Annotated in this window: 19 protein-coding genes; 10 read left to right on the top strand and 9 right to left on the bottom strand. The window is 68.5% G+C overall.

The window, feature by feature from the left end; all coding sequences use genetic code 11:
* The first annotated feature begins 162 nt into the window (after positions 1-162).
* Positions 163-2,571, top strand: coding sequence for an ATP-binding protein (locus tag V3B25_RS15365; RefSeq protein WP_329810954.1), 2,409 nt, complete (start codon positions 163-165; stop codon positions 2,569-2,571).
* On the opposite strand, the gene V3B25_RS15360 is transcribed toward V3B25_RS15365, so the two are convergent.
* The 3 genes from V3B25_RS15360 to V3B25_RS15350 all read right to left on the bottom strand — a co-directional run bounded on the left by V3B25_RS15360 (position 2,557) and on the right by V3B25_RS15350 (position 9,083).
* On the bottom strand, positions 2,557-4,002 hold the full coding sequence (locus V3B25_RS15360) for an FAD-dependent oxidoreductase (RefSeq protein ID WP_329810941.1): 1,446 nt from the start codon (positions 4,000-4,002) through the stop codon (positions 2,557-2,559). The genes V3B25_RS15365 and V3B25_RS15360 overlap by 15 nt on opposite strands.
* 61 nt (positions 4,003-4,063) lie before the next feature.
* Positions 4,064-8,518: a glutamate synthase large subunit gene (gene gltB, locus V3B25_RS15355; protein ID WP_329810940.1), complete on the bottom strand. Its 4,455-nt coding sequence runs from the start codon at positions 8,516-8,518 to the stop codon at positions 4,064-4,066.
* 175 nt (positions 8,519-8,693) lie between these two features.
* Positions 8,694-9,083, bottom strand: coding sequence for an I78 family peptidase inhibitor (locus tag V3B25_RS15350; RefSeq protein WP_004133799.1), 390 nt, complete (start codon positions 9,081-9,083; stop codon positions 8,694-8,696).
* A gap of 111 nt (positions 9,084-9,194) precedes the next feature.
* Here V3B25_RS15350 and V3B25_RS15345 point away from each other — a divergent pair, with 111 nt between their 5' ends.
* Positions 9,195-10,250 (top strand): DNA topoisomerase IB, encoded by a 1,056-nt coding sequence (locus tag V3B25_RS15345; RefSeq protein ID WP_329810939.1) that lies wholly within the window; start codon positions 9,195-9,197, stop codon positions 10,248-10,250.
* Here the strand turns inward: V3B25_RS15345 and V3B25_RS15340 are convergent.
* Complete coding sequence (locus tag V3B25_RS15340) at positions 10,228-10,536, bottom strand: hypothetical protein (protein WP_004153470.1); 309 nt, start codon at positions 10,534-10,536, stop codon at positions 10,228-10,230. The two genes, V3B25_RS15345 and V3B25_RS15340, sit on opposite strands and share 23 nt — an antisense overlap.
* Before the next feature lie 194 nt (positions 10,537-10,730).
* Here V3B25_RS15340 and V3B25_RS15335 point away from each other — a divergent pair, with 194 nt between their 5' ends.
* Positions 10,731-11,849 (top strand): SDR family oxidoreductase, encoded by a 1,119-nt coding sequence (locus V3B25_RS15335; RefSeq protein ID WP_329810938.1) that lies wholly within the window; start codon positions 10,731-10,733, stop codon positions 11,847-11,849.
* Between the two features lie 72 nt (positions 11,850-11,921).
* Here the strand turns inward: V3B25_RS15335 and V3B25_RS15330 are convergent, their stop codons facing one another.
* Together V3B25_RS15330 and V3B25_RS15325 are read right to left on the bottom strand one after the other, a co-directional pair.
* On the bottom strand, positions 11,922-12,989 hold the full coding sequence (locus V3B25_RS15330; protein WP_329810937.1) for a serine hydrolase domain-containing protein: 1,068 nt from the start codon (positions 12,987-12,989) through the stop codon (positions 11,922-11,924).
* Positions 12,990-13,133: 144 nt separating this feature from the next.
* Complete coding sequence (locus tag V3B25_RS15325) at positions 13,134-14,081, bottom strand: AraC family transcriptional regulator (RefSeq protein ID WP_154351865.1); 948 nt, start codon at positions 14,079-14,081, stop codon at positions 13,134-13,136.
* Between the two features lie 127 nt (positions 14,082-14,208).
* Between V3B25_RS15325 and V3B25_RS15320 the strand changes: the two genes are divergently transcribed.
* The 5 genes from V3B25_RS15320 (at position 14,209) to V3B25_RS15300 (ending at position 20,573) form a co-directional block, all read left to right on the top strand.
* Entirely contained in the window at positions 14,209-14,601 is a 393-nt protein-coding gene (locus V3B25_RS15320; RefSeq protein WP_223224697.1) for a hypothetical protein, read from the top strand.
* A complete protein-coding gene (locus V3B25_RS15315; RefSeq protein WP_329810936.1) occupies positions 14,591-15,811 on the top strand; it encodes an MFS transporter in 1,221 nt (406 codons plus the stop codon). Before V3B25_RS15320 ends, V3B25_RS15315 begins: the two co-directional genes overlap by 11 nt.
* A 17-nt stretch (positions 15,812-15,828) precedes the next feature.
* Positions 15,829-18,084 (top strand): TonB-dependent receptor, encoded by a 2,256-nt coding sequence (locus tag V3B25_RS15310; RefSeq protein ID WP_329810935.1) that lies wholly within the window; start codon positions 15,829-15,831, stop codon positions 18,082-18,084.
* Positions 18,085-18,191: 107 nt separating this feature from the next.
* Entirely contained in the window at positions 18,192-18,578 is a 387-nt protein-coding gene (locus V3B25_RS15305) for a BlaI/MecI/CopY family transcriptional regulator (protein ID WP_180855496.1), read from the top strand.
* A gap of 3 nt (positions 18,579-18,581) precedes the next feature.
* Positions 18,582-20,573, top strand: a complete 1,992-nt coding sequence (locus tag V3B25_RS15300; protein ID WP_329810934.1) for a M56 family metallopeptidase — start codon at positions 18,582-18,584, stop codon at positions 20,571-20,573.
* A gap of 40 nt (positions 20,574-20,613) precedes the next feature.
* Here V3B25_RS15300 and V3B25_RS15295 read toward each other — a convergent pair whose 3' ends face one another.
* From V3B25_RS15295 to V3B25_RS15285, 3 genes are all read right to left on the bottom strand, one after another.
* Entirely contained in the window at positions 20,614-20,928 is a 315-nt protein-coding gene (locus V3B25_RS15295) for an I78 family peptidase inhibitor (RefSeq protein ID WP_088023101.1), read from the bottom strand.
* A 66-nt stretch (positions 20,929-20,994) separates the two neighbouring features.
* Positions 20,995-22,017 carry a ribonuclease H-like domain-containing protein gene (locus V3B25_RS15290; protein WP_329810933.1) on the bottom strand — a complete coding sequence of 341 codons (1,023 nt, stop codon included), beginning with the start codon at positions 22,015-22,017 and terminating at the stop codon, positions 20,995-20,997.
* Positions 22,014-24,503, bottom strand: a complete 2,490-nt coding sequence (locus V3B25_RS15285; RefSeq protein ID WP_329810932.1) for a DEAD/DEAH box helicase — start codon at positions 24,501-24,503, stop codon at positions 22,014-22,016. The genes V3B25_RS15290 and V3B25_RS15285 overlap by 4 nt, the downstream gene beginning before the upstream one ends.
* A gap of 212 nt (positions 24,504-24,715) precedes the next feature.
* Between V3B25_RS15285 and V3B25_RS15280 the strand changes: the two genes are divergently transcribed.
* Both V3B25_RS15280 and V3B25_RS15275 read left to right on the top strand, forming a co-directional pair.
* Complete coding sequence (locus V3B25_RS15280) at positions 24,716-25,234, top strand: hypothetical protein (protein WP_329810931.1); 519 nt, start codon at positions 24,716-24,718, stop codon at positions 25,232-25,234.
* 40 nt (positions 25,235-25,274) lie between these two features.
* The gene (locus V3B25_RS15275) at positions 25,275-25,949 is read left to right on the top strand and encodes a hypothetical protein (protein WP_329810930.1); all 675 of its coding nucleotides are present in this window, start codon (positions 25,275-25,277) and stop codon (positions 25,947-25,949) included.
* Positions 25,950-26,010: the final 61 nt, after the last annotated feature.

Here is a 26,010-nt window from a genome sequence, read left to right as displayed (position 1 = left end):
GCTCCGCAGGTACGGGTGAAGGCGGCAGTGTATGTCGGCATTCCCCCATCGGGATGCTTTTACAACTTTCTTCATTGCCGTCGGCCCGCGCGTCGATAGCGTGGCAGGCAGCGGTACCGCAGCGCGGCCGTTCCTTCCGCCCGCGAGATGAGGATGCCTACCGTGAATGTCGCCGGCTTCCCGGCAGCCGTTGCTGTCATGGCCAGCCTGCTGCTGCCTGCCGCGGCCTCCGCCACGGGCTGCAGCACACCGCTGCGCATCGCCTGGCCGTCCGACCGGGCTCCTTTGTCGTCCAGCGAACAGGGCGAAGCCCGGGGGCTTGGCGCGGCGTACCTGAAGCTGCTGGGCGGGCAACGGCCACTGCAGCTGTTGCCCGTGCCGGCCACCAGCGTGGACCGGGACGAGCTGCCGGCCGGCACTCAGGCGCTGCTGGGATGGCCACGCTCGCAACTGCCTGCCGGATGGGTGGTCAGCACGCCCTACCTGCAACTGCCACAGGTGATCGTGCGCCGGGAGGATGCGCCGCCGGTGCTGGGCCTGGAAGATCTGCGTGGACGCACCGTGGCCAGCCCCAGCCGGGTGCCGCTGCAGGGGCTGCTGGCCGAGCAGGCAGCCGGTGCACAGCTGCTGCCACCGGCAGCGCTGGACGATGCACTCCCGCTGCTGGGTACCGGATTGATCGATGCGGTGGTCGCCAACCTCGGCGACGTCGAGGCGGCGTTGCGCCGCTACCAGGGCGATGCACTGCTGATCGCCGCGCCGGCCGGTTTCGATGATGCCCTGGTGCTGGCGACCACGCCCGCCTGCGCCGATGTCATCGCCGGCTTCGAACAGGCGCTGTCGCAGCTGACCGACACCGAACGCGATCAGATCCGCGCGGCCTGGCTGCCCGACCGGCCGCGCAATGCTCCGTCATCGTCGCCCCTGCGCTGGCTGGTGCCGGCCTCGCTGATCCTGCTCGCCCTGGCGCTGGTCCATGCCTTCGGCTACTGGCGGGTCCATCGCGAGAGCGTGCGCCGCCGAGGGGTGGAGCAGCGCCTGCAGGAGGTGACCGCGAACCTGCCGGCGGTGGTCTACCAGGCGCGTCGTTCGGCGGGCGGCCACTACAGCTTTCCGCAGATCGCCGGGGACGTGCAGGCACTGTTCGGAATCAGCGTGGAGACCGCGCGGATCGATCACCAGCGGTTGTTGGCCGCGGTCCACCCGGATGACCGCAACCAGGTGATGGCCTGCGTCGAGATGGCTGCATTGGCGCGTGGCCCGATCGACGTCACCTTCCGCACCCGCTCGCCACAGGGCTGGCGATGGGTGCGCTCGCATGGGCGGCCGTTGTCCTGCGACGACAGCGACGTCGAGTGGAGCGGCTACTGGATCGACGTCAGTGAGGTGCAGTCACGTACCCGCGCGCTGGCCGAAGCGCGCCGCGAGGCCGAGCAGGCGGCACAGGCCAAGGCGCACTTCCTGGCAACGATGAGCCACGAGATCCGCACCCCGATGAGCACGCTGCTGGGCATGCTCGAACGGCTGGCGGGCAGCAGGCTGGAGCCGCGCCAGCAGCAGGTGCTGGCTACCGTCGATGATGCCGCGCGGATGCTGCGGCAGATCCTCGACGATGTACTGCACCGCCAACGCCTGGAAGGCGCACCACTGCAGCTGCGGCCCACCGACCTGGCGGCACTGGTGCGCGCGGTGCAGCAGCTGCTGATGCCGGTGGCCGCCAGCCGAGGCCTGCACCTGCAGGTGGTGCTTGATCCGGAGATGCAGCCGGGATCGCTGGCCGATGGCCTGCGCCTGCGCCAGATCCTGTTCAACCTGGCCGGCAACGCATTGAAGTTCACCCGGCAGGGCCACGTGGAACTGCAGGTGCAGGTACTGCAGCAATGTGACTGGGGCCAGCGGCTGCGCCTGCAGGTGAGCGACAGCGGCGTGGGCATCAGCGAGGAGCGCCAGCAGGCGGTGTTCGCTGCCTATACCCAGGCGGAGCGCTCGACCACGCGGCGCTTCGGCGGCAGTGGGTTGGGCCTGGCGATCTGCCGCGAGCTGGCGATCTCGATGGCGGCGGAGCTGCAGCTGCGCAGTTCGCCCGGGAAGGGCACCACGGTGTGGCTGGATCTGGACCTGCATGCCTGTGAGGCACCCGTGGCCGCGCCCGCGGCGGCGGGTGCGGACGAGCGTCCATTGCCGGCGGCGCGCGTGCTGATGGCTGAAGACCATCCCACCAACCTGCATCTGCTGGAGCAGCACCTGTGTGCGCTCGGGTTGCAGGTCCACGCCTGTACCGATGGACGGTCGGCGCTTGAAGCATGGCAGGCGCAGCCGTTCGACCTGGTCATCACCGATTGCCACATGCCGGGCATGGATGGCTTCGCGCTGGCACGGGCGATCCGTGCCGATGCCTGCCCGGCGCGTGCGCAGGTGCCGATCATCGCGCTCACCGCCAGTGTGATGGAAAGCACCCGCGAAGCCTGTCGTGCGGCTGGCATCGACCACTTCCTGGCCAAGCCGGTGGAGCCGCACGCACTGCGGGCGCTGCTGGCGGCATTGCTGGTACCGGACTCAGTGGGCCAGTAGCCGCACGATGCTGGCGGCGGCATCGCGTCCTTCGGCCACGGCGGTCACCACCAGGTCAGCACCGCGCACCGCGTCACCACCGGCGAACAGGCGCGGATGCGCGGTCTGGAATGGCAGGCGGTCCTTGCCGCCGGCCACGATGCGTCCGTTGGACTGGCCTTCCACGCCCAGCTCGGCCAGCCACGCCGGCACGCTCGGCGAGAAGCCGAAGGCGATGATCACCACGTCCGCTTCCAGCAGCGATTCACTGCCTTCGATCGGCACGGCGTTCTGGCGGCCGTTGGCATCGGGCTCGCCCAGCCGGGTTTCGACTACGGTCACGCCGATCACTTCATCGTCGGCGCCGGCTTCGATCGACAGCGGCTGCCGGTTGAACAGGAAGCGCACGCCTTCTTCGCGGGCATTGGCCACTTCGCGCGCGCTGCCGGGCATGTTGGCTTCGTCGCGGCGATAGGCACAGGTGACCTTGGCCGCGCCCAGCCGCACCGCGCTGCGCACGCAGTCCATGCCGGTATCGCCGCCACCGAGCACCACCACGCGCTTGCCGTTGAGGTCGGGCAGGGCAATGGTGTCTTCCCAGCCGGCAATCGGCCGGCCCTTCGGATCATCGCCGCCAACGATGCGGCTGTTCTGCACCAGGAACGGCAGGGCCGGCAGCACGCCCTTCAGGTCCTGGCCGTCGAGGCCACCATCGGTGTAGCGGTAGGCGCCGGTGCCGACGAACACCGCGTCGTGGCTGTCCAGCAGCTGCTGCACGCTCAGGTCACGGCCGATCTCCACGCCGAGGCGGAACTGCACGCCCATGCCCTCCAGCACTTCGCGGCGGCGGTGGATCACGTCCTTGTCCAGCTTGAAGCTGGGAATGCCGAACTGCAGCAGGCCGCCGATCTGCTCATAGCGGTCGTAGACCACCGCGGCGATGCCGGCCCGCGCCAGGCGATCGGCACAGGCCAGGCCGGCGGGGCCGGCGCCAATCACCGCCACGCTGTGGCCGGTCGGCTGCACCGCAGCCAGGTCTGGACGCCACCCGCTGGCCAGCGCGGTATCGACGATGTACTTCTCCACCGCCCCGATGGTGACCGCACCGAACTCTTCCAGCGTGCAGCTGCCCTCGCACAGGCGATCCTGCGGGCAGACCCGGCCGCACACCTCCGGCAGCGGGTTGGTGCTGTGGCACAGCGTGGCCGCTTCGTGGATGCGGTTCTCCTGCACCAGCTGCAGCCACTGCGGAATGGCGTTGTGCACCGGGCACTTCCAGCTGCAGTACGGGTTGCCGCAATCCAGGCAGCGACCGGCCTGGTACTGGGCATCTTCCTTGCCGAACTTTCCGTACAGCTCGCCCCAATCGCCGGACGTGCGCAGTTCCACCGGGATGCGCTGCGGCATGGTGCGGGGCAGGTCGAGGAACTGGAAGGCGTGCTTGCGGCTCATGGCGGGCTCTGGAATGCGGGAGGGAACGTTGCCGGCCAGCGGCCGGCACAACCGGAAAACATCACGCAGCGCGGCGCAGGGTTTCGGTCAGCGACTCGATGCTGGCGGCCTTGGGTTTGACCAGCCAGAACTTGCCGATGTAATCGCGGAACTCGTCCAGGATCTGCTGCGCCCAGATGCTGCCGGTCAGTTCGCGATGGCGACCGATCAGGCGGTGCAGGTGCTGGCGGTAGTTCTCGAAGCCTTCGGCGGACACGCGATGGATGTCGATCAGCTCGTGGTTGTAGCGGTCGACGAAATCGCGGTCCACGTCCAGCACGTAGGCCAGGCCACCGGTGAAACCGGCGCCGAAGTTCAGGCCGACCTTGCCCAGCACCAGCACCACGCCATCGGTCATGTACTCGCAGCAGTGGTCACCGGCCCCTTCGATCACCGCCAGCGCGCCGGAATTGCGCACCGCGAAGCGCTCGCCGGCACGACCGGCAGCGAACAGTTCACCGCCGGTGGCACCGTACAGGCAGGTGTTGCCGATGATGGCGGTGCTGCGCGCCTCGAAGCGGGCGCCGCGCGGCGGCCGCACCACCAGGCGGCCCCCGGCCATGCCCTTGCCGACGTAGTCGTTGGCTTCGCCTTCCACTTCCAGGTGCAGGCCACCGACGTTGAACGCACCGAAGCTCTGCCCGGCACTACCGCGGAAGCGCAGTTCCAGCGGCGCTTCGGCCATGCCCTGGTTGCCATGAGCGCGCGCCACCGCACCGGCCAGGCGGGTACCGATGCTGCGGTCGGTGTTGTGGATCAGGAAGCGATGCTCGCCACCGCGCTTGTGCTCGATGGCCGGCGCCAGCAGGCCATCCATCTGCGTGGCCAGGCTGTCCGGCGATTCGTACAGGCGCTGCGCCGCGCAGTGGCTGCCTTCGTAGCGCGCATCGGCCAGCAGGCGCGACAGGTCAACGCGCACGCCGTCGCGCGGTGCGGCCTCGATCTGCCGCAGCAGGTCGGTGCGGCCTACGATTTCTTCCAGCGAACGCGCACCCAGGTACGACAGCCAGCCACGCACTTCCTCGGCCAGCAGGCGGAAGAAATTCTCCACGCGCTCGGGCTGGCCCGTGAAGTGGTTCTCGCGCAGGCGCTCGTCCTGGGTGGCCACGCCGGTGGCGCAGTTGTTGAGGTGGCAGATGCGCAGGTACTTGCAGCCCAGCACGATCATCGGCGCGGTGCCGAAGCCGAAGCTGTCCGCGCCCAGCAGCGCGGCCTTGACTACGTCCAGGCCGGTCTTCAGGCCGCCGTCGGTCTGCAGCAGGGTGCGCCCGCGCAGATCGTTGGCCAGCAGCGCCTGGTGCGCTTCGGCCACGCCCAGTTCCCACGGCACGCCGGCATAACGGATCGAGCTGACCGGCGAGGCGCCGGTGCCGCCGTCATGGCCGGAAATGGTGATCAGGTCCGCACCGGCCTTGACCACGCCGGCGGCAATCGTGCCGACGCCGGCATGGCTGACCAGCTTCACCGACACCAGCGCGGTCGGGTTGACCTGCTTGAGGTCGTAGATCAGCTGCGCCAGGTCTTCGATCGAATAGATGTCGTGGTGCGGCGGCGGCGAGATCAGGCCGATGCCTGGACGCGCGTAGCGCAGCCGCGCGATCAGCTCGTTGACCTTGTGCCCAGGTAGCTGGCCGCCTTCGCCGGGCTTGGCGCCCTGCGCGACCTTGATCTGCAGCACTTCGGCGTTGACCAGGTATTCGGCAGTGACGCCGAAGCGGCCCGAGGCCACCTGCTTGATCTTGCTGCGCCGCGCGGTGCCATAGCGTGCGGGATCTTCGCCGCCTTCGCCGGAATTGCTGCGACCACCGAGGCGATTCATCGCAATCGCCAGCGCCTCGTGTGCCTCAGGGGACAGTGCACCCAGGCTGATCGCCGCGGTATCGAAGCGCGGGAACAGCTCGCTGGCCGGTGCCACGTCATCGAGTGGTGTCGGCGCAGCGGCCGGCACCAGTTCCAGCAGGTCGCGCAGTGCCGACGGCGGACGCGCGTGCACGGCATCGCAGTACTGCTGCCAGGCACGCGGATCGCCGCTGCGCGCCGCGCGCTGCAGGGTGGTCACCACGTCCGGGTTGTACATGTGGTACTCGCCGCCGTGCACGTACTTCAGCAGGCCGCCGACATTCACGTCCTGCTGCGCATCCCAGGCCTGCGCGCACAGCTCGCGTGCGTCGGCATCCAGGCGCGCGAAACCGGCACCACCGATGCGCGAAGCGGTATCCGGGAAGCACAGGTCCACGACTTCCGGTTCCAGGCCGATGATCTCGAACAGCTGCGCGCCGCGGTAGCTGGCCACGGTACAGATGCCCATCTTCGAGATGATCTTCGACAGGCCCTTGTAGACGCCCTTGCGGTAGCGGCGGCCGATCTGCGACTGCTCACCGCCCTTGCTGAGCTTGAGGATGCCGCGTCGGCCCAGGTCGAACAGGGTCTGGTAGGCCAGGTACGGGTACACCGCGGTAGCGCCGAAGCCGAGCAGGCAGGCCATGTGGTGCGGGTCGCGCGCGGTGCCGGTCTCGACGATGAGATTCACGTCGCAGCGCAGGCCCAGCCGCGAGAGGTGGTGGTGGATGGCGCTGGTGGCGAGCAGGGCATGCACCATCGGCCGCCCGGCCACCGGGTAGCGGTCGGACAGCAGCAGCATCACCATACCCTCGCGCGCGGCCTGTTCGGCCTCGGCACAGATGCGCTCGATGCCGGCGCGCAGGCCCTCGTCTTCGCTGTAGGACAGGTCCAGCAGGCGGTTGGCCTGCACGTACTGGTCCATCTTCAGCAGCTGGCGCAGCTTGCGCTGGCTCAGTACCGGCGAGTTGAGGATGACGTGGTTCACCGTCTCCGGGCCGGCGTGGAAGATGTTGGTCTCCCTGCCGAGCTGGGTGGACAGCGACATCGCGCAGTCTTCGCGCAGCGGATCGATCGGCGGGTTGGTGACCTGCGCGAACGCCTGGCGGAAGTAGTCATAGAGCGGACGGCTGCGCTGGCTCAGCACCGCCATCGGCGTGTCGTCGCCCATCGAGCCAGTGGCTTCCTGCTCGGTCTCGGCCAGCGGCCGCAGCACCTGTTCCACTTCCTCGCTGCTGAGCTGGTAGAGCTTGTGGTAGCTGCGCAGCGTGCCTTCGTCGAAGGGTTCCTCCACCAGCGAGGGATCGATCAGTTCGGTCTGCAGGTAGGTCACGCCCTGCTGCAGCCATTGCTTGTACGGCGCGCGACCGCGGTTGATGCGATCCACCGCATCGGAGTCGAGCAGGTCACCGCGCTTGAGATCGATGGCCACCATTTCGCCGGGGCCGAGCTTGCCCTTGCGCACCACGCGCTCGGTCGGCACTTCCCACACACCCGCTTCGGAGGCAACCAGGAAGTGGCGGTCGGCGGTCAGCATCCAGCGCGCCGGGCGCAGCCCGTTGCGGTCGAGGGTACATACGGCGTAGCGGCTGTCGCAGGCGACGATGCCGGCCGGGCCATCCCACGGCTCGCTGTTGAGCCCATGGAACTCGTAGAAGGCGGCCAGGTCCGGATCCTTGAATTCGAGCGACTGGGTGGCCGGCGGCACCAGGATGCGCAGCGCCTGGATCAGCTCCATGCCACCGGCCACCATCAGTTCCAGCATGTTGTCCAGGCTCTGCGAGTCAGAGCCGTGCATGGAGATGACGGGGTCGAATTCACCGATATCGAAGCGCGGCGTCTTCCACACCTTGCTGCGCGCCTGCGCCCAGCGCCGGTTGCCTTCGATGGTGTTGATCTCGCCATTGTGGGCGAGCATGCGGAACGGGTGCGCCAGCGGCCAGCGCGGCAGCGTGTTGGTGGAGAAGCGCTGGTGGAACACGATCGCGCTGGAGGCCAGCTCGCGGCGCTGCAGGTCCGGGAAGAAGCGGCTGAGCTTGTCCGGCAGCACCATGCCCTTGTAGCTGATCGCATCCGGGGTGAGGGTGGTGACGTAGAAGTCGGCGTGTTCGCGCAGCTGCTGTTCGCTGCGGCGACGGGCCAGGAACAGCGCCAGCGCGAAGCCGGCATCGTCCTGGCCGATGCCGGCGTCGACGAACACCTGCTCGATGCGCGGCAGCGTGTCGCGCGCCAGCTGGCCGCAGACGCTGTCATCGGTGGGCACCTCGCGCCAGCCGGCGACCTTGCAGCCGACCGCTTCCACCTGCGCCTGCAGCTGCGCGCGGCAGGCCTGCGCCGCGTCGGCGTCGTGTGGCAGGAACACCAGGCCGGCGGCGAAACGCGCAGCGACCGCGATGCCGGCTTCGCTGGCCAGCAGTTTCAGGAACGCATCGGGGCGGCGCAGCAGCAGGCCGCAGCCATCGCCGGTCAGGCCATCTGCGGCGACACCGCCACGGTGGGTCATGCGCGAAAGCGCGGCGATGGCGGTATCAACCAACAGGCGCGATGGTTGATCGTCGAGCTGGGCGACCATGCCAAATCCACAGGCATCGCGCTCGGAGCGCGGGTCGTAAAGCCCTTGGCGGTTGCGGGGGGCCATCTCTACCTCGATGCGGAATGAATTGAACGGGGACACTCAAGCCCGCTCAATCCCTGGAGCGCATCGTGAGGCCACCGGATGCCTCGACTAGATCACAGGTTGCTGCAACGCCGCAATACACGGTTGCAGGTGCAACAGAACGCGCCGGCAACCCAGTGCCGGCGCGGGGCCGGACTCAGCCGCAGCGCGCGCCGCTGACGGCGCCCTTGGCGTCCACTTCGATGTTCAGGCGGTCGCCGAGGAACTCCATCGTGGCCACGTCGTTGGGCTTGAGCACGCGCACCTGGTTGGCGCCGGCATCTTCCTGCGCCTGCTTGCCCAGCGCGTCGGTATAGGTCTGGCCGACCAGGCTCTGCACCTGGCTGGCATCGCAGGTGCCGACCGGCGGAGCCTCGGTGGCCTTGCCGGCTTCGTCGGCCGGCGCCTTGGCGGCTTCGGCGGCCTGCTGGGCGTGGGCCGTGGCCGAATCCTGTTCATCCAGCGCCGGTGCCTGGCAGGCGGTCAGCGCCAGCACGGCCGGCAGCAACAGGGCGGAGAGCGAACGGGCGCGAATCGGGAACGACATCATGACTCCGGAAGGGGTTGTGAAGACCCGAGCATAGCGGCGAACCGGCCCTCACGTGTTTGTCTTGTGTTATCGACAGGATCGCGGCATGGCGACGGCGACACTACCGACATGCCTACCCCCTCCACCCCCGAACGACAGGCCGCGCGCGCGGCCGGCCTGCGCTATGTCGATGACACCCAGCCGGGCATCAGCCGGCGCCGCGCCGGCAAGGGTTTCAGCTACCGCGATGCCGATGGTCACGCGATACGCGACGCCACCACCCTGCAACGCATCCGTGCGCTGGCGATTCCGCCGGCGTATACCGCCGTATGGATCTGCGCCCACGCCAACGGCCACCTGCAGGCCACCGGCCGCGATGCACGCGGACGCAAGCAGTACCGCTACCACGCCGACTGGGCCAAGGAGCGCGACGCCGGCAAGTTCGACCGCATCATCGCCTTTGGCGAGGCCTTGCCCACGCTGCGGCGGCGGTTGTCGCGGGATCTCAAGCGACCTGGGTTTCCGCAGGAAAAGGTGCTGGCCATGGTGGTGGCGCTGTTGGCGGACACCCTGGTGCGGGTCGGCAATGAAACCTATGCACAACAGAACCGTTCGTTCGGACTGACCACGCTGCGCAACCGCCATCTGGAGCTGCTGCGCGGCGGCCGGGTGCGCATGCGCTTCCGCGGCAAGTCCGGGCAGCTGCAGGAGGTGACCGTGGGCGACCGCAGGCTGGGGCTGCTGGTGCGGCGCCTGCAGCAGCTGCCGGGGCAGGCGCTGTTCCAGTACCGCGATGATGACGGTGCGCTGCAGCCGGTGGATTCCGGCGCGGTGAACGACTACCTGCGCGAGGCGATGGGCGAGGACTTCACTGCCAAGGATTTCCGCACCTGGGGTGGCACGGTGGCGGCGGTGCAGGCGTTTGCCGCCACCGAACTGCCGGAACCGGCCAGTCAGCGCGCGCTGGCGCAGGCGCAGCGCGCGGTGGTGTGCGAAGTGGCATCGCTGCTGGGCAATACCCCGGCGGTGTGCCGCAAGGCCTACATCGACCCGTGCGTGTTCGCCGGCTGGGAGCGCGGTGAACTGGCGAAGCTGGCCGGCCTGCGTGGGCCGCGCCAATGGGAACAGGCCACCCTGCGCGTGCTGCGCAGGGCGCGCAGGCTCAGCCGCAGTAGATCGCGGTGATGTTGTTGGTGCGGCCCTTTTCGATGGTCAGGCGGTCGCCGCCTTCGCTGGCCGGCGGTACCCGCGGACCGTCATGGCGCAGCACCCGCACATGCAGGCTGTCGCTGTCCACGCGTGCGCGGGCCACGGTGGCGTCCGAAGCGGCCAAGCCCAGTGCGCCGCGCACCATGTCGCTGTGGCACTGTCCGGAAATCACGCCGTCGATCGGCTGCACCTGGGCCATCGGTGTGCTGCTGCAGGCGGCGAGGGCGAAGCAGACGGCGGTGGTGGCGATGGCATGTTTCATGGTGGCGTTCCTTGTGTGGTTGCGTGCAGCGTGCGACGTCGCACGTGGTGGCGGAATGAATACCGTGCACATCGTGGACACGGTGCGCTCACTGCCGCCAACAGCATAGGTGGAGACACTGCAGGCGCGGCGGATGCCGCCCCGGGTAGTGCCGGCCGCTGGCCGGCAACCCCATTCCCCCCGAGGAGACCTGCATGGCCACCGCCAAGAAGACCCCCGCCCGCCGCAAGGCAACGCCGAAGGTGCGCAAAGGCAGCACCGCAACCAAGACCGTCGCCGACCCCGATCGCCCACGGGTGGTGAAGACCGCAACCCGCAAGGCGGCCGCCAGCGATCCGCGGGCAGCGCGCGTCGCGGCCCGGCAGCGGCGCCTGCAGGACCAGGAGAAGGCCAAGGACGCCCGCGCGGCCAAGAAGGCAACCAAGAAGGCAACAAAGAAGACCGCGACCCAGGCAGGCGCACGCCGTCAGCCGGAGGCGATGCCGGCGCAGCAGCTGGCCAAGCCTGGGCATGAACACGAACTGGAGCTGGCGCCGCGTTTCCTTGCACCGGACTACGCCGGCAGCGGCAAGCTGCAGGGCATGCGCGCGATCATCACCGGTGGCGATTCTGGTATCGGCCGTGCGGTGGCAGTACTGTTCGCACGCGAAGGCGCCGATGTGGCGGTACTGCATTTGGACGAGGCCGAGGACGCGGACATCACCCGCCAGCACGTGGAGCGCGAAGGCGGTCGCTGCGTGGTGATCGCCGGTGACGTGCGCGATCCGCGCTTCTGCAACAAGGCGGTCAAGCAGGTGGCCAAGGCGTTCGGCGGCATCGACATCCTGGTCAACAACGCCGCGTTCCAGCTGCATTGCGAGCGGCTGGAAGACCTGGAAGACGCGCATCTGCAGGAAACCCTGCAGACCAACATCGGCGGTTACATCCAGATGGCGCGCGCGGTGCTGCCGCACCTGGGCGAGGGTGCCAGCATCATCAACACAGGATCGGAAACGGGAATCTTCGGCAGCAAGGCGCTGATCGACTACTCGGCCACCAAGGGCGCGATCCATGCGTTCACCAAGGCGCTGGCCAGCCAGCTGCTGCCACGTGGCATCCGGGTCAACTGCGTGGCGCCGGGGCCGGTGTGGACGCCGTTGAACCCCGCCGACAAGCAGGCCGAAGATGTTGCGGAGTTCGGCAAGGACAGTGACATGGGGCGGCCCGCACAACCCGAAGAACTGTCGCCCGCCTATGTGTTCCTGGCTTCGCCGGTCTGTGCCAGTTACATCAGCGGGGTGATCCTGCCGGTGATGGGCGGGCCGCACGGCTGACGCACCGATTCTGCCGGAAATGGCCGTCGGCGCGGCCGATGCTCCGGTAGTGCCGGCCGCTGGCCGGCAGCCTCAGGGCACGGTCACCGCAGGCGCATAGAGATCGGCAATGCGCGGAATGAACTGCTGTGGATTGGCACCGACCAGATTGGTCAGCACCACCACCGCCACGCCGCGGTCGGGGTAGACGATGAAGGCCGATCGCGCGCCACCGATGCCGGCCACCTGCAGGTCGGGCGATGCGCGCAGCACCGGCCAGCCGCCCGCCCATGGGCCGGCACGGCCATCGGTGAGGCGCTCTGCGGTCCACATCCTCTTCCGAGGTGCATCCTGAAGCAGGCGCCCGTCGGTCAACGCGACCAGCCAGCGTGCGGTGTCATCGGCGGTGGTGAGGATGCCACCACCGGCCCACAGTGAAGGCGGAATGTCGTAGAACCAGTGCGGCAGGCGCGGCGGTGCATCGGCTGCGTCGGTGGCACGCGGGGCCAGGCTGTACATCGTCGCCACATCCGGGATCAGGTCGTAGCTGTCGCCGAAGGTGGTGCGCGCCATGCGCGCGCTGCTGAACTGGCGGGTGGCGAGGAAGCGTTCGTAGGGCATGCCGGATTGCTGCGCGATGATCCGTGCCAGCAGTACGTAGTTGGTCTGGTTGTAGGCGAAGCGCTGCCCGGGTACGGCTTCGACCGGCCGCGCAGTGACGGCTGTCCACGCCTGCGCTTCGGAGCCACCGCCCAACAGCCCATTCGCATCAAGGATGTCCGGAAGGCCTGAGGTATGCGCAAGCAACTGGCGTACGCGTACGTCTCGCCACGCTGCCGGAAGATCATCCAGGTAACGCGAGGTCGGCGCGTCCAGATCCAGCTGCCCCTGCTGGGCCAGCTGCGCGGCAGCCACGCCGGTAAACGCCTTGGTGGCCGAATTGAGCGGAAAGCGGGTGTCGTGCGAGGCGAGCACACCGTTCTCGACATTGGCCAGACCGTAGGCCTCGGACAACACGATCTGCCCGTCTTTGATCACCGCGACCTGCAGCCCGGGAATGCGCTGCTCCAGCATGATCTGGCGGATCAGGCGGCGGGTCTGCTCGTTGGCCTGGTCCTGGCTGGCGGAGATGGCGGCGAAGGGCAGGGCAGTGATGAGCATGAGCACGACTCGAAGCGTTGGGCGGAACATGCGGGATTCCGGCGGGGCGTCGAGGATCGGATGCAGCGGGTGCGCAAAAGGTTTAAGCAGTACCTGCGCTGCGAGGCAGGTACTGGTTGTGCGCGCGGGACGTGCCTGCTGCGGCTAGCGGATCCGGGAAGGAGACCTTCCGAACTGCCGCTTGAACGCGGCACTGAAGCTGCTGGTATGGGCGTACCCGGCCACGCTGGCCGCCACGTCCACTGACACCCGTCGTTGCAGCAGGGCATCGTGCGCCCGTTGCAGGCGCAGTGCACGCAGCCAGGCGGCGATGCTGCTGCCGTGCAGCTGCTGGAAGGTGCTTTGCAGGTCGACGGCGTTGGTCCCCAGCCTGCGCGCCATCTGGTTGATGGTCAGGCCATCGGCTTCGCCGCTCTGCAGCCACTGTTGCAACTGGTCCACGCAACGCCGCAGATGTGCGCTGGGGGCAGGCGCCTCGCGTTCGGCGATCACGGATCGAACCACGCTGGCCGCGACTTCCAGCGCAAAGCTCTCGCGTTGCAGGTTGGCCAGCAGAGGCGGCTCCGCCGTTTCCGCCCCGAACAACGCTGCGGCCCGCCGCAGCAGTGGCGCTGGCGGTTGCCACGCCTGGTTGCGTGCGTGGCTCAGTCGCAGGCGGGTGAGTCCGGCCGACGCAATACCATCGAGCTGGCGCGACAACCAGTCCCGGCCGAGGTGCAGGCTGACCTTGGTTTCCTCGCGACCCGCCTGCCAATGGCGCTGGAACGCTTCCTCCTCACGAAGGTGGACCAGCATCGCCGGGCTCCCGGTCCGCCGGCTGTCCATCTGCAGGCGCTGGTTGGCGATGACCACTTCGGCCTGCCCCTGCAGCAGGAAGCTGGCGGTGAGGCCCGCAGGCAGGCAGTTCTGGCTGCGGCCGCCGACCATGTCCTGGCTGCGGCTGAGGTAGAGCACCAGGCCGCTGTCCATCGACTGCACCTGCTGCCAGCCGGCCAGCACCGGCAGCGCATCGGGGAGGCCCGATTCAAAGTCGACCCGGCCGCCCAGCGCGTGGGCGGCGCTCATCAGTTCGGCGCAGGAATAGACCTGCATGCAAGGCACCCGCGAATGCTGTCGTGCCTAAATTTTCTTTCGTCGCGCCTAAACTTTCAATGGTATTGCAAATTATTCTCATTTGCGGGGGCTCGCTGCCCCTTTCCCCTGTTCAGCAAGAAGGTCGATGGCGATGGGTCTGGTGATCAACGAGGCGGTGGTGCTGCGTGCCGTCTTCCATGGCGCGGTGGATGCGCACCAGATCCGGTACTGGCTGGACCGCGTGCAGGCGCTGATCGATGCCCACCGCCCCTTCTACTTCGTTGCCAGCACCGCGCCCGGTGCCACCTTCTGCGACGATTACCGTGCCCTGCAGGCGGTCTGGTACAAGCAGTACAAGGCCGCCTTCCGGCAGTACTGCCGGGGCCTGGTGCGCATCGCCAGCGATGCCGCCGAGCAGCAACGGCTGGACACCCCGGCGCTGCACGCGGCCTGGGCCGTGCCGTACTTCGTCACCGCCGATGCCGGCGCGGGCATGCGCTGGATTGGCGAGCACCTGGAGCAGGCCGATGCGCACTGAGCGCACCGCTGCTTCGCCATTCGGCCTGGGTGTGATCGTCGCGCTGTACATGGCACATGCCTTGCCCCTGTATTTCTACAACGTGGCGGTACCGGCCATCCTGCGCAGCCAGGGCGTGGATCTGCGCTGGATCGGCATGTTGTCGCTGCTGTACCTGCCGTGGGCGCTGAAGTTCCTGTGGGCGCCGCTGGTCGACCGCTGGCACCTGCCCGCCCTCGGCCGCCGCCGCAGCTGGCTGTGGCTGACGCAACTGTTGCTGCTGGCCGGGATCCTGGTGCTGGCGTTCACCGGCCTGGATCATGGCCTGGTCGTGTTCGTGCTGGTCGGCATGTGGATCTCGACCATTGCCGCCACCCAGGACATCGCCATCGACGGCTATACCGTGGAGGCGCTGGCGCCGGCCGAGCACCGGCTGGGCAGCATGGCGCAGAGCGTGGGCGTGGCCCTGGGCAGCATGATCGGTGGCGCCGGTGTGCTGTGGCTGTATGAAACCCGCGGCTGGAGCGTGGCCCTGCTGAGCCTGGCGGCAATGAGCGCACTGACCCTGCTGGCAGTGCAGCAGATCAACGAAACGCCGGCCAGGCCCGACGCGCCGCAGCCGAGCATCCTGCGTGCGCTGCGTCGTCGCGAACTGCGCTGGGCGCTGCTGCTGATCGTGCTGTATCGGTTGGTGGAAGCACCCGCAATGGCGATGATCAATCCGCTGCTGGTCGACCAGCAGTTCAGCCTGACCGAGATCGGGCTGCTGATCTCGGTGGGTGGTGCCGGTACCGGCATGCTGGCTGCGGTGGCCGCCGCCTGGTTGCTCAAGCAGCGCCGGGCCGAGCAGTTGCTGATGCACGCTGGCTGGTGGCGCACCGTGTTGTATGTACTGCTGGCGTTGATGCTTTACAGCGGTGCGATGGCGACGTCACGGTGGGGCCTGGGCGCGCTGGTGATCGCGCTGCTGGCGCTGCGCTATGTGGCGATGACCAGCCTGTATGCCCTGTTCATGCGGGTCAGTTCGCGTGCCCAGGCCGGCACTGATTTCACCCTGCTCGTGTGCTTCGAACTGCTGGTCAATTTCATCGGCGGCGCGTTGTCTGGCTTCCTCGCCAAGGGCCTGGGCTACCCCATCTACTACATCGCGCTGGCGGCAGTTTCGGCGCTCGGGTTGCTGCTGTGCCGGCCGCTGATGCGCCGCTTCGCAGCGCCTATCGATTCCCCCTGATACGCAACGAGGACACCATGCGGCAGACCGCAGCAACCCTTCCGCTGGCGATGCTGGCGTTGGCCATCAGTGGCCAGCTGGCGGCGCAGAATACGTCCGCTACGGCTGGCACCCGGCAACTGGATGCGGTGAGTGTCACCGCCGTGCGAGGCGCACGCAGCGTAGCCGAGATCGCCGGCACCGTGTATGCCATCGAGCGCGAGCAGATTGCCCAGCAGATCACCGCCGGGCGCAGCACCGCCGACATCCTCGGCCAGCTGGTGCCGTCGCTGGCGCCGGCCAGCGGGACCACCAGCAACTACGGCATGACCATGCGGGGCCGCAGCGTGCAGGTGATGATCGATGGCGTGCCGTTGACCGGCGCACGCGATGGGTCGCGCCAGCTCAACAGCATCTCGCCGACCATGATCGAGCGCATCGAGGTGATCTCCGGCGCCACCGCGCTGTATGGCGCCGGTGCCAGTGGCGGCATCATCAACATCATCACCCTGCAGCCCGGCGATCAGCCGGTCCAGCTGGCAAGCCAGTTCGGCCTGCGCAGTCCCTCGCATCTGTCCAGTGACACGCTGGCCTGGAACGCAGCGCAGACCATGACCGTGCGCGGCGATCAGTTCAGTGGCGCGTTCGGCTTCGCCTATGGCCGGCAGGGCGCATCGCTGGATGCGCATGGCCGCCGTATCGGTCCGGAGATCGCGCAGACCGATCGGCAGGACACCGAGACCCGCGAACTCAATGCGCGCTTTGACTGGACCCCGACGGACAGCCAGCAGTTGAGCGTGGGCGTGCGCTGGTTCGACGATCAGCAGGACAGTGATCATGGCCCCGACTATGGCCCGCGCCTGGCTGCGCTGTTCAACCCTGCATTCACGCCCAGCCACCAGGCGCTGCCCGGCCTGCAGCTGGAGGCGCAGCCACGTACCCGGCACCAGGGAGTGAATGCGCAGTACCGCAACCGCGATGTACTGGGCGGGCAGGAACTGAGCGTGGAAGCCTATTACCGCAACGAGCAGGGGCGCTGGTTCCCGTCGGTGTCGACGCTGGTGCACCCGGCACTGCGCGGTGGCTTCGCCTATGTGGCGATGCAGTCCAACACCGATATCGATGTGTGGGGCCTGCGCACAGCGCTGCACAAGGGTTTCGACGTGGCGGGCCGCAGCCTGCAGCTGTCGTACGGCGTGGACCACGAGCGCGAGCAGGACAGCCAGCGCGGGCAGATGTATGACATCAACCGCTTCATCGCCAGCAACGGTCTCGACTACCAGCCCACCGCGCAGTACGCGATGGGGCCGGACGTGCGCGTGGATACCACCGGCCTGTTCCTGCAGGCCGACCATTCGCTGAGTGAGCGCTTCAGCGTGCAGGCCGGCGTGCGCCACCATATCCTGCGCAACCGCGTAGAAGACTCGCTTCCCTACACCGAAGCGATCACCGCCGATGCCGTTGCCGGGTATCAGCCGCACCTGCTGCGGGGCGGCCGCGTGCGCCACTCGCAGACCCTGTTCAATGCCGGCGTGGTGTACCGGCTGGATGCATCCCAACAGCTGTTCGCCAACGTCTCGCAGGGCTTCAGCCTGCCGGACACCCAGCGCATGCTGCGCGATGTACCGGCAAGCTTCGTCATCGACAGCCGCAACGTCGGCCCGATCAAGGTCGACAGCTATGAGCTGGGCTGGCGCCGCAGCGATGCATCGCTGCAGAGCGCGGTGACCGCGTTCTACAACCGCTCGGACAAGACCGTGCAGTTCAACCGCGACTACAGCGTGTCGGTGGCCGACACCGATGAGCGCGTGTGGGGCGTGGAGGCCAACCTGCGCTACACACCGACGGCGCAGCTGGAGCTGGGCGCAAGCCTTGCCAGCACCCGGGGCCAGTACCGCGATGCTGCCGGACGTTGGCGTGAGCTCAATGCGTTCCGCGTTTCACCCTTGAAGGCGGGTGTGCATGGGCAGTGGCGCTTCGCCAATGACAGCCTGCTGCGCTTGCAGGGACAAGTGGTGGGCGGCACCGATCGTGCCTGGCGCGATGCGCCACTCGCAGCGATCAGTCCCAGCATCCGCGCTACCCCGGCGGCGAAGATCCACGGCTATGCGGTATTCGACCTGATCGGCGAGCTGCCGCTGGCAGGCGGCCGCTTCAGTGTCGGCATCTACAACCTGGCCGATCGTGACTACCGCACAGTCTATGGCCAGCAGGCCGAGGCGACCTACGGGAAGATGTCCAGCCTGCCGGCGGCAGGGCGGACCTTCTCGATCGGGTATCGGGTGGAGTACTGAGCCGGGCGGCGTCCCCCTACCGTTCGTCGGCCCATGACTTCCGGGGGGTTGACTACAGTTGTCGTCAAGCTGACAGTGACGACACGTGTAGTCAAGGGAGTGGTGTCATGCGTGGCAAGACCATCGGGGACCAGGAACTGGCCCTGCTGCAGTACATCGATGAACATGCGCCGGCCAGCGTCGGCGAGGTCGCCAGCGGCTACGGCGAGGCCCGTGGCCTGGCCCGCTCCACCGTGCTGACGATGATGGAGCGGCTGCGGGCGAAGGGGTATCTTCAGCGCCAGCAGCAGGATGGCGTCTACCGCTACCAGGCCACGCGTGGCCCGGAGAGCGTGCTGCAGGGCGCGGTGGCGCAGTTCGTCGACAACACCCTGCAGGGCTCGGTGTCGCCGTTCGTGGCCTACCTGTCGCAGCGCCAGCAGGTCAGCGACAACGAGCTGGCCGAGCTGGAAGCGCTGGTCGCCCAGCTCCAATCGCGCCGCCACGAGGGCTGAGCCATGGACACCACGATGCTGATCCCGATGTTGGAACGGCTGGGCTGGACCAGCCTGCAGACCGTGCTGCTGGTGGCCCTGGTGTACGGCGTATGCCGCGCGCTGCCGTCGCTGTCGGCGGCCACTCGCTGCCGCCTGTGGTGGCTGGTGTCGCTGCAGGCCGTGCTCGGCCTGTTCTGGAGCCAGCCGCTGCAGCTGGCCTGGCTGCCGGCCCCGCAGGCGGCGGCGATGAGCGCGACCGATGTGGCCGCCGAGATGGTCTACCCGCTGGCCCCGGAAGCTTCGGCACAGCTGTTGGCTGCAATGCCGATGCCGGCCGCAGACGTACCGGCGGTGGCGTGGTGGGCTGTCGTGCTGGCCGCGCTGTGGATGTCCGGCGTGGTGTTGATGGTGCTGCGTACCTTCGGTGAGTGGCGCCGCTGCCGTGCGCTGCTGGCAGCGGCCTATCCCTGCGAGGACCAAGCACTGGTGCAGGCCCTGCAGCTGGCTTCGGATGCGCACGGCGTGCGCCCGGCACCGCGGCTGTGGATGAGCGCGCAGGTGGACGCACCGCAGCTGGTCGGTCCGTTCCGCCCGGTGCTGCTGCTGCCGGCTGGCGATAACGCCCTGCAGGGTGATGCGCTGGACCTGGCACTGACCCATGAACTGCAGCACCTGCAGCGGCGTGACCTGCAGTGGGGCCTGCTGCCCGCACTGGCCCAGCACCTGTTCTTCTTCCACCCACTGCTGCGCCTGTCGGTGCGCGAATACGCACAGGCCCGCGAAGAAGCGGTGGACGCAGCGGTGGTCGGCCAGCATGGTGCGAGCCGCCAGGCCTATGGCCGCCTGCTGCTGCAGCTGGGCGTGGCACCGCAGCCGCACCTGGGCGTGGCCAGCGCCGCACCGAGCACCACCAGTCTCAAGCGTCGCCTGCTTTCGCTGCAGCCGCGCCGGGCCTGCCCGCGCATCCTGGCGATGGCGCTGACCGCCGCCGTGGTGCTGGTGGGCGTGGCGCCGATGCGGCTGGTCGCAGCGCCGGTGCCGCCGGCTCCGCCCGCGCCTCCTGCGGCGCCGAAGGCCGTGGTGCCGCCGCCGCCGAAGGCGCCGCCCGCACCGCCTTCGGCCGCGCGCGTTCCGGCCGTGCCGGTGGCGCCCGCGCCGCCCGCCGAGCCGGCTGACGTCGAGGCGTTGTCAGGTCCGGACGATGCGGATGTGGCGGTCGACGTGGATGCGGATGTCGACGTCGATACCGGCATGCACAGTCAACATTCGACCTCCCGCACTACCTCCATCACCACCTACGGCCGCCTGGACCTGAGCAAATCGCCGCCGGAGGCCTTCGTGCTGGTCGATGGCGATTCGACCTTCGCCAATGGCGGCATGGACGACGTGACGGTCGCCCGCAGGCAGCTCGGCAAGGGCCCGGCGCTGTGGTTCCGCCAGGGCGACAAGCGCTATGTGGTACGCGACCCGATGCTGATCCAGACCCTGCAGCGCGCCTACAGCGGCGCCGCAGACCTCGGTCGCCAGCAGAGCGAACTGGGCCGCCAGCAGAGTGCGCTGGGTCGCGAGCAGGGCGAACTCGGCAGGCAGATGGGTGAGATGGGCCGCCTGCAGGGCGAGGAGTCACGCCGCCTTGCGCTGGCCGCCGCTGAGGTAGCGCGTAGCGCGATGGCTGCCCACGACATCAATCGTGAGGCCGCCGCAGAAGCAGCGAAGGCGGCGCGTGGTGCGACCAGCGATATGGCCGTTGCAAGTGAGGCTGCACGCGAGGCCGCCGCTGAGGCACGTCGTGCAATGCAGGAAGCCCGCAGCGAGGCCGCGCAATCCGGCCGCACACGTGACATGCAGCGCCTGGCCAGCCAGCAGTCTGAACTGGCCAGCCGACAGGCGGCACTGGGCAGCCAACAGGCCGCGTTGGGCGAGCGCCAGGCACGCGTGCATGCGCAGGCATCGCAGCAGGCACAGCAGGTGATCGCGCGCGCACTGGCCAGCGGCAAGGCCGAGCGACTCTGAGCGGTAGTGCCGGCCGCTGGCCGGCACCCCCCTGGGAACATCAACCGCAGCTGGCGCGCTCGATCCGGTTCTGCGCATCCACCTGCACGGTCACGCGGTCCTGGCGGAAGTCCATGGTCACCGCCATGCCCGGCTTGACCACCCGTGCACCGCGCGCGCCGCTGTCAGCCACCAGTTTCTTGATCGTGGCTTCGTCGGCGGTCTTGCCGGTGAAGGCATCCAGTGCCTCCGGCCTGCATTCGTGCGCGGCATCGGCCACGGGCGCTGGCGCGGGATCGTGGGTGGTGCTGCTGCCGGCGTGACTGCAGGCGGCCAAGGGCAGGATGGCGAGCAGGACCAGGGGATTGAGGCGCATCGTCGGGCTCCAGGCATGGATGGTGGCGGCAGTGTCACCGCTGCCACCGTCAGGCTGCGTCAACGCCTACTGCCCGACCAGCGCCAGGGTTTCGCGCTCACGTTGTTCTTCCCGTACCAGCCGCTGCAGCAGCAGGGCCAGGGTCACCACGTCCTGGTGGTTGTGGTCGGCCACCCGGCGCAGGTTCACCGCGTCGCCGCCGCGCAGGAAGCGCAGCCATGCGCCCGGCGCTTCAGAACCGGGCAGGTCGTCCTCGCGCACCACGCGCAGCAGCTGGCGTTCGATGGTGGACAGCTTGCAGTTCTCCCACGTGCCCCGATAGCGGCGGCGGGTCGGATAGAGCAGGTCGACGTGATCCAACGCGCTGATCGGGCAGCGCTGGCGGGCCAGCCGGTAGCGCGCCTTCAGCAGCGGCGCATCGTAGCTGCGGCCGTTGTAGCTGCAGAACACGGTGGACGGCTGCAGCCAGCGGGCGAAGGTGGCCAGCATCGCGTCCTCGGCGGCCATCGTCGCCATCAGCAGCTGGCGGATGCGCAGGCCTTCGCCGCGTTGCGGGCACACATGCCAGTCGGCGGCCCCGATCATGAAGGCGCGGGTGCCGGTGCCGCCGGCCAGGCCGGTGGTCTCGGTATCGAAGAACAGCAGGTCGCGTGCGGCCACGTGCTCGCCATCGCGGCGGGCGAAGTCCAGCGACAGTGGCTGCGCGGGAATCGCCTGCGGCTGCAGCGATTCGATCAGGAACAAGCCCGGTGCGATCTCCTCGCCGGGCAGCTGCCGATCCTGCGCGCTGGCCCGTGCAGGTGCACCGCCGGCGCGCGTGCGCAGGCCGAGCAGGCGATGCAGGCTGCCTACCTCTGGTCGGCGCAGTGGTGCCGGTGCAGCAACGGGCGCCGCTGCGCCAGTCGGCTTGTGGCGGATTTCCTGTTCGACCCAGGCGAACACCGAGCGCTCGGCCGGTGGTTGCCGTGCATCGTTGGCGGCCACGGGTGCGGGGGGCGCAGGCGTTGCATCCGGCGCCGCCGGCGTGGCCGCTTTCGGGTCGCCGGCCTGCCTGCGCAGCAGGCGTAGCTTGTCCAGGCTCAGGCTCACGGTGCCAGCAGCTCCATCGGATCGCGCACGGTCACCACCACGTCGGGCACATGCTGGCAGGCCTCGGCGTCGAACAGGTCGAGCACGCGCAGCGCCAGCGCGCGCGGCGAGGTGTCATCCTCTTCCTGCGCGGCCAGCACCGGGCCCACGCAGGCCGGGCAGCCGGCCTTGCAGTCGCAGCGCTGCACCAGTTCGCGCGCGCGCTGCACCAGCTCGGCCTGGCGCTGCCACAGCGGTTCGCTCAGGCCGACGCCGCCGGGGAAGTTGTCGTACAGATACACGGTGGGTACGAACTCCTGCAGCAGTTCCACCACACCAGGATCACCTTCGCTGCCGCGCAGCTGGCCGCGGCCGCTCTGGTCGGCGATCGCGAACCAGGAACCATCGCCGTTGCCGACCGACTTCTGCAGGTCACGCGCATCGGCCATCACCGCTACGGTGGCGACGATGTGCAGCGCATACGCGGCGCCGAGGAAGCCATCCAGCGCATCCTGCTTGCTGGCGAACGCGCGCAGCAGCAGCGCCTGCGGCAGCTGCCACCATACCGCAGTGGTGTGCAGTTCCTGGTCGGGCAGGTTCACCGGCCCGTAGCCGATGTTCTCGTGGGTGTAGTAGCGGATCTTCTTGTAGCCGGCCACGCGGCGCACCACGTGCACCTCGCCATGGTGCGAATCGCCACGCCCGGCCACGCCGCCGTCGAAACGGTCCAGCACCTTGAGCTTGGTGAAGTCGATGCTGTCGGTGTAGTAATCCACATGCGTGCGGGTGACGTAGGCCTTGCGGCCGTCCCAGTCCAGCGTCTCCACCTGATAGGGCGTGGACTGCACCATGTGGATGGCGCCTTCGTACAGTGTGAGTGCGGCGGCGGAATAATCAACCTCGGCGATGATCTGCTGGCGGCCGTCGCTGCGGTCGACCACCACGAAATTGCCGTCGGCCACTGCACGCAGGCTGACCGCATTGGCCGGATAGCTGTCGGCGATCCATTCCCAGCGTTCGCCTTCACGGTGGATCACTTCTGTCTCTGCCAGTGCTTCCAGGAACACTTCCGGATCGATCGGACCGAAGCCGTCGCCGACCCGGAACGGCAGCTCGAAGGCCGCGCAGCGGATATGGTCGAACAGGATCAGCGGCTGGTCCGGCGCGATGCGCGCGTGCTCGGGCGAGGCCTCGGCGAAGAAGTCCGGGTGCCGCACCACGTACTGATCCAGCGGCTGCGAACTGGCCACCATCACCCCAAGCGCCGGCTGCTGGCGGCGGCCGGCGCGGCCGAAGCGCTGCCAGGTGGCGGCCACGCTGCCGGGGTAGCCGTTGAGGATGACCACGTCCAGGCTGCCGATATCCACGCCCAGCTCCAGCGCCGAGGTGCTGACGATGCCGTCGATGTTGCCCGCGCGCATCGCACGCTCGGTCTCGCGGCGTTCGGTGGGCAGGTAGCCACCGCGGTAGGCGCGGATGCGTGGCGGCTTGCGCGGGTCGTGGTCGAAGATGTCCTTCAGGTACTTGGTCAGCACCTCGACCATCAAGCGGGTCTGCGCGAACACCAGGGTCTTCAGCCCGGACTTGATCGCAATGCGTGCGATGCGGTTGCTCTGCGAGCGTGCCGAGGCGCGCAGGCCCAGGTCCGGATTGATCACCGGCGGGTTCCACAGCAGCACCTGCTTGGGCCCGCTGGGCGCGCCGGATTCGGTGATGGCGGTGACCGGTGCCTCGATCAGCGCCTCGGCATGGGCCTGCGGGTTGCCGATGGTGGCGGAGCACAGGATGAACTGCGGTTGCACGCCGTAGAACGCGCAGATGCGCTTGAGCCGGCGCAGCACGTTGGTGACGTGGCTGCCAAACACGCCGCGGTAGGTATGCACTTCGTCGATGACGATGTAGCGCAGGTTCTCGAAGAACTGCGCCCACTTGGTGTGATGCGGCAGGATGGCCTGGTGCAGCATGTCCGGGTTGGACACCACGATGTCGCCGTGCAGGCGGATGGCCTGCCGCGCATCGCCAGGGGTGTCGCCATCGAAGGTGAAGGCCTTCACCCCCAGATCGCCGGCGCGGTTGAGCTCCAGCAGCTCGGCCACCTGGTCCTGGGCCAGCGCCTTGGTCGGGAACAGGTACAGCGCCTTGGCCTTGTCCTGCATCGCCGCGCTGACCACCGGCAGGGTGTAGCACAGCGACTTGCCGCTGGCGGTGGGGGTGACGATGGCCACGTGCTCGCCGCGCTGGCTGGCCTCCCAGGCCTCGGCCTGGTGGCTGTAGAGCTGCTCGATGCCCCGCGCCTTCAGCGCGGCAGCCAGGGCCGGCGGAACCGAATCGGGAATGGGCGCATAGCGGCCTTCCCGGCCGGGAATGGCAAAGCTGCCGGTGATGCGGTCCTGGTAGCGGCGCTGCAGGCGCGCACTGAGCAGTGCGCCGTCGCGGGCGGGCAGGCCATCGCGGGTGGCGAGCTTCTGCTCGGCATCGGCGGTGCGCTTGGCGAGTTCGTAAGCCATGGAAAGTGGAGCCGGGACGGATTGCGAGGGGTCACATGGCACCACACTCACGTCTCAGGATGTGAGACACCGCACACCAAGGGCATGAACCGTTCAGTGCTCGCGTCCCGTGGCGTCGCCGCATCTCCCCTGGCTGAACAGCTGCCCGTGCAGCAACGAAATCTGAAGCCGGTATCCGTATCCTTGGGTGCTGGACGCAACCAACAGGGTGGATGGCTGTGGCACGACGTGGAACGCAGGGAGCCGTCCTGGCCAGCATGCTGCTGGCCGGTATCGCGCAGGCGCAGCAGGCCACGCCGGTAGCGGTGCCCAACCCAGCGCCCGAACCTCCTGCAGATGCGCTGGCTGCAACCACCGCGCCGATCTCCACCACCCTGCCGCAGGACAACGTCACCACCCTTGGCGAAGTGCGTGCGCTCAAGCCCGAAGACGAGCCGCTGGATCTGTACCGTTTCAAGAACCCGGTGAAGTTCGGCGACAACCGCTTCAGTCGCGACTGGAGCGAACCGCCGTCGCCGGAGCAGGTCAGCATGGGCGGTGGCTACATCATGATGGGCGTGGTCAAGGGTGTGATGGCGGCGGCCAAGGGGATCAACAAACTCACCGGCGGACCGGCGCAGATCCAGGCCGCCGTGGCGCGGCCACCGCCGGAGCTCAGTGCCGAGCAGCAGCAGCGTGCGCTGCGGTTCTCCCAGGAGCAGGATGCCGGCGATGCACCGCCGGTGAAGTAGGCCGGTATATCCTGCCGGCTCCCCAACCGCTAGTGCTGCCATGTTCCTGCGTTCGATCTGCCTGCTGGCGGCATTGCTGCCGGCGTCCGCCTTCGCCGATGGCATCGCCGGTGATGGCGCCTGCCGCAATGGCGCGTTTCCCTCTGAACAGAGCCGGTTCGCTCTGGCGCGGGTGGTCGATGCGCCCCGTCTGTACCTGCTTGGCGACATGGACGGCTGCCCGGCGAAGGGCGAACCGGCCTGCCGACAGCGCAGCTATGTGGTCAATGGCGATACCGTGGTGACCGGGCGTGATCTTGGCCGCTACCGCTGCGCGTTCTTCCCGAACAAGGTGGGTGGCAGTGCTGGCTGGGTGGACCGCAGCAAGCTGCAGGCGTTGCCGGTGGTCGTGCCGTCGCTGCAGGATTGGGCGGGCCACTGGAAGGACGGCGACAACGGCCTGCGCATCACCGTGCAGGGCGGGCAGCTGCATGTGGAGGGTGACGCCTACTGGCCCTCCGCCAACCCCACGCCGGAGCAGCGCCCCTACGGGCCGAACATGGGCCAGGTGGAAGCGCGCGCGACGCCGCGTGGTGCCGATGTCGAGTTTGTAGAGGACACCTGCAAGGTGCGCGTACATTCGCTGGGGGAGGTGCTGATCGTGGCCGACAACAGCGAATGCGGTGGCATGAACGTGCGCTTCAACGGCGTGTACCGGCGCGCCGGCACGCGTTGACCCCGCGGAAAGGCGCCAACCAAGGTTGGCATCTACCAGGGCAACCGGCCAGTAGATCCAC

Origin of the sequence: Stenotrophomonas sp. SMYL8 (genome assembly GCF_036320065.1) — a bacterium.
In the GTDB taxonomy this organism is placed as follows: Bacteria; Pseudomonadota; Gammaproteobacteria; order Xanthomonadales; family Xanthomonadaceae; genus Stenotrophomonas; species Stenotrophomonas maltophilia_A.
The sequence above is the reverse complement of the archived record's forward strand: the minus strand, read 5'-3'. Positions and strand labels throughout refer to the sequence as shown.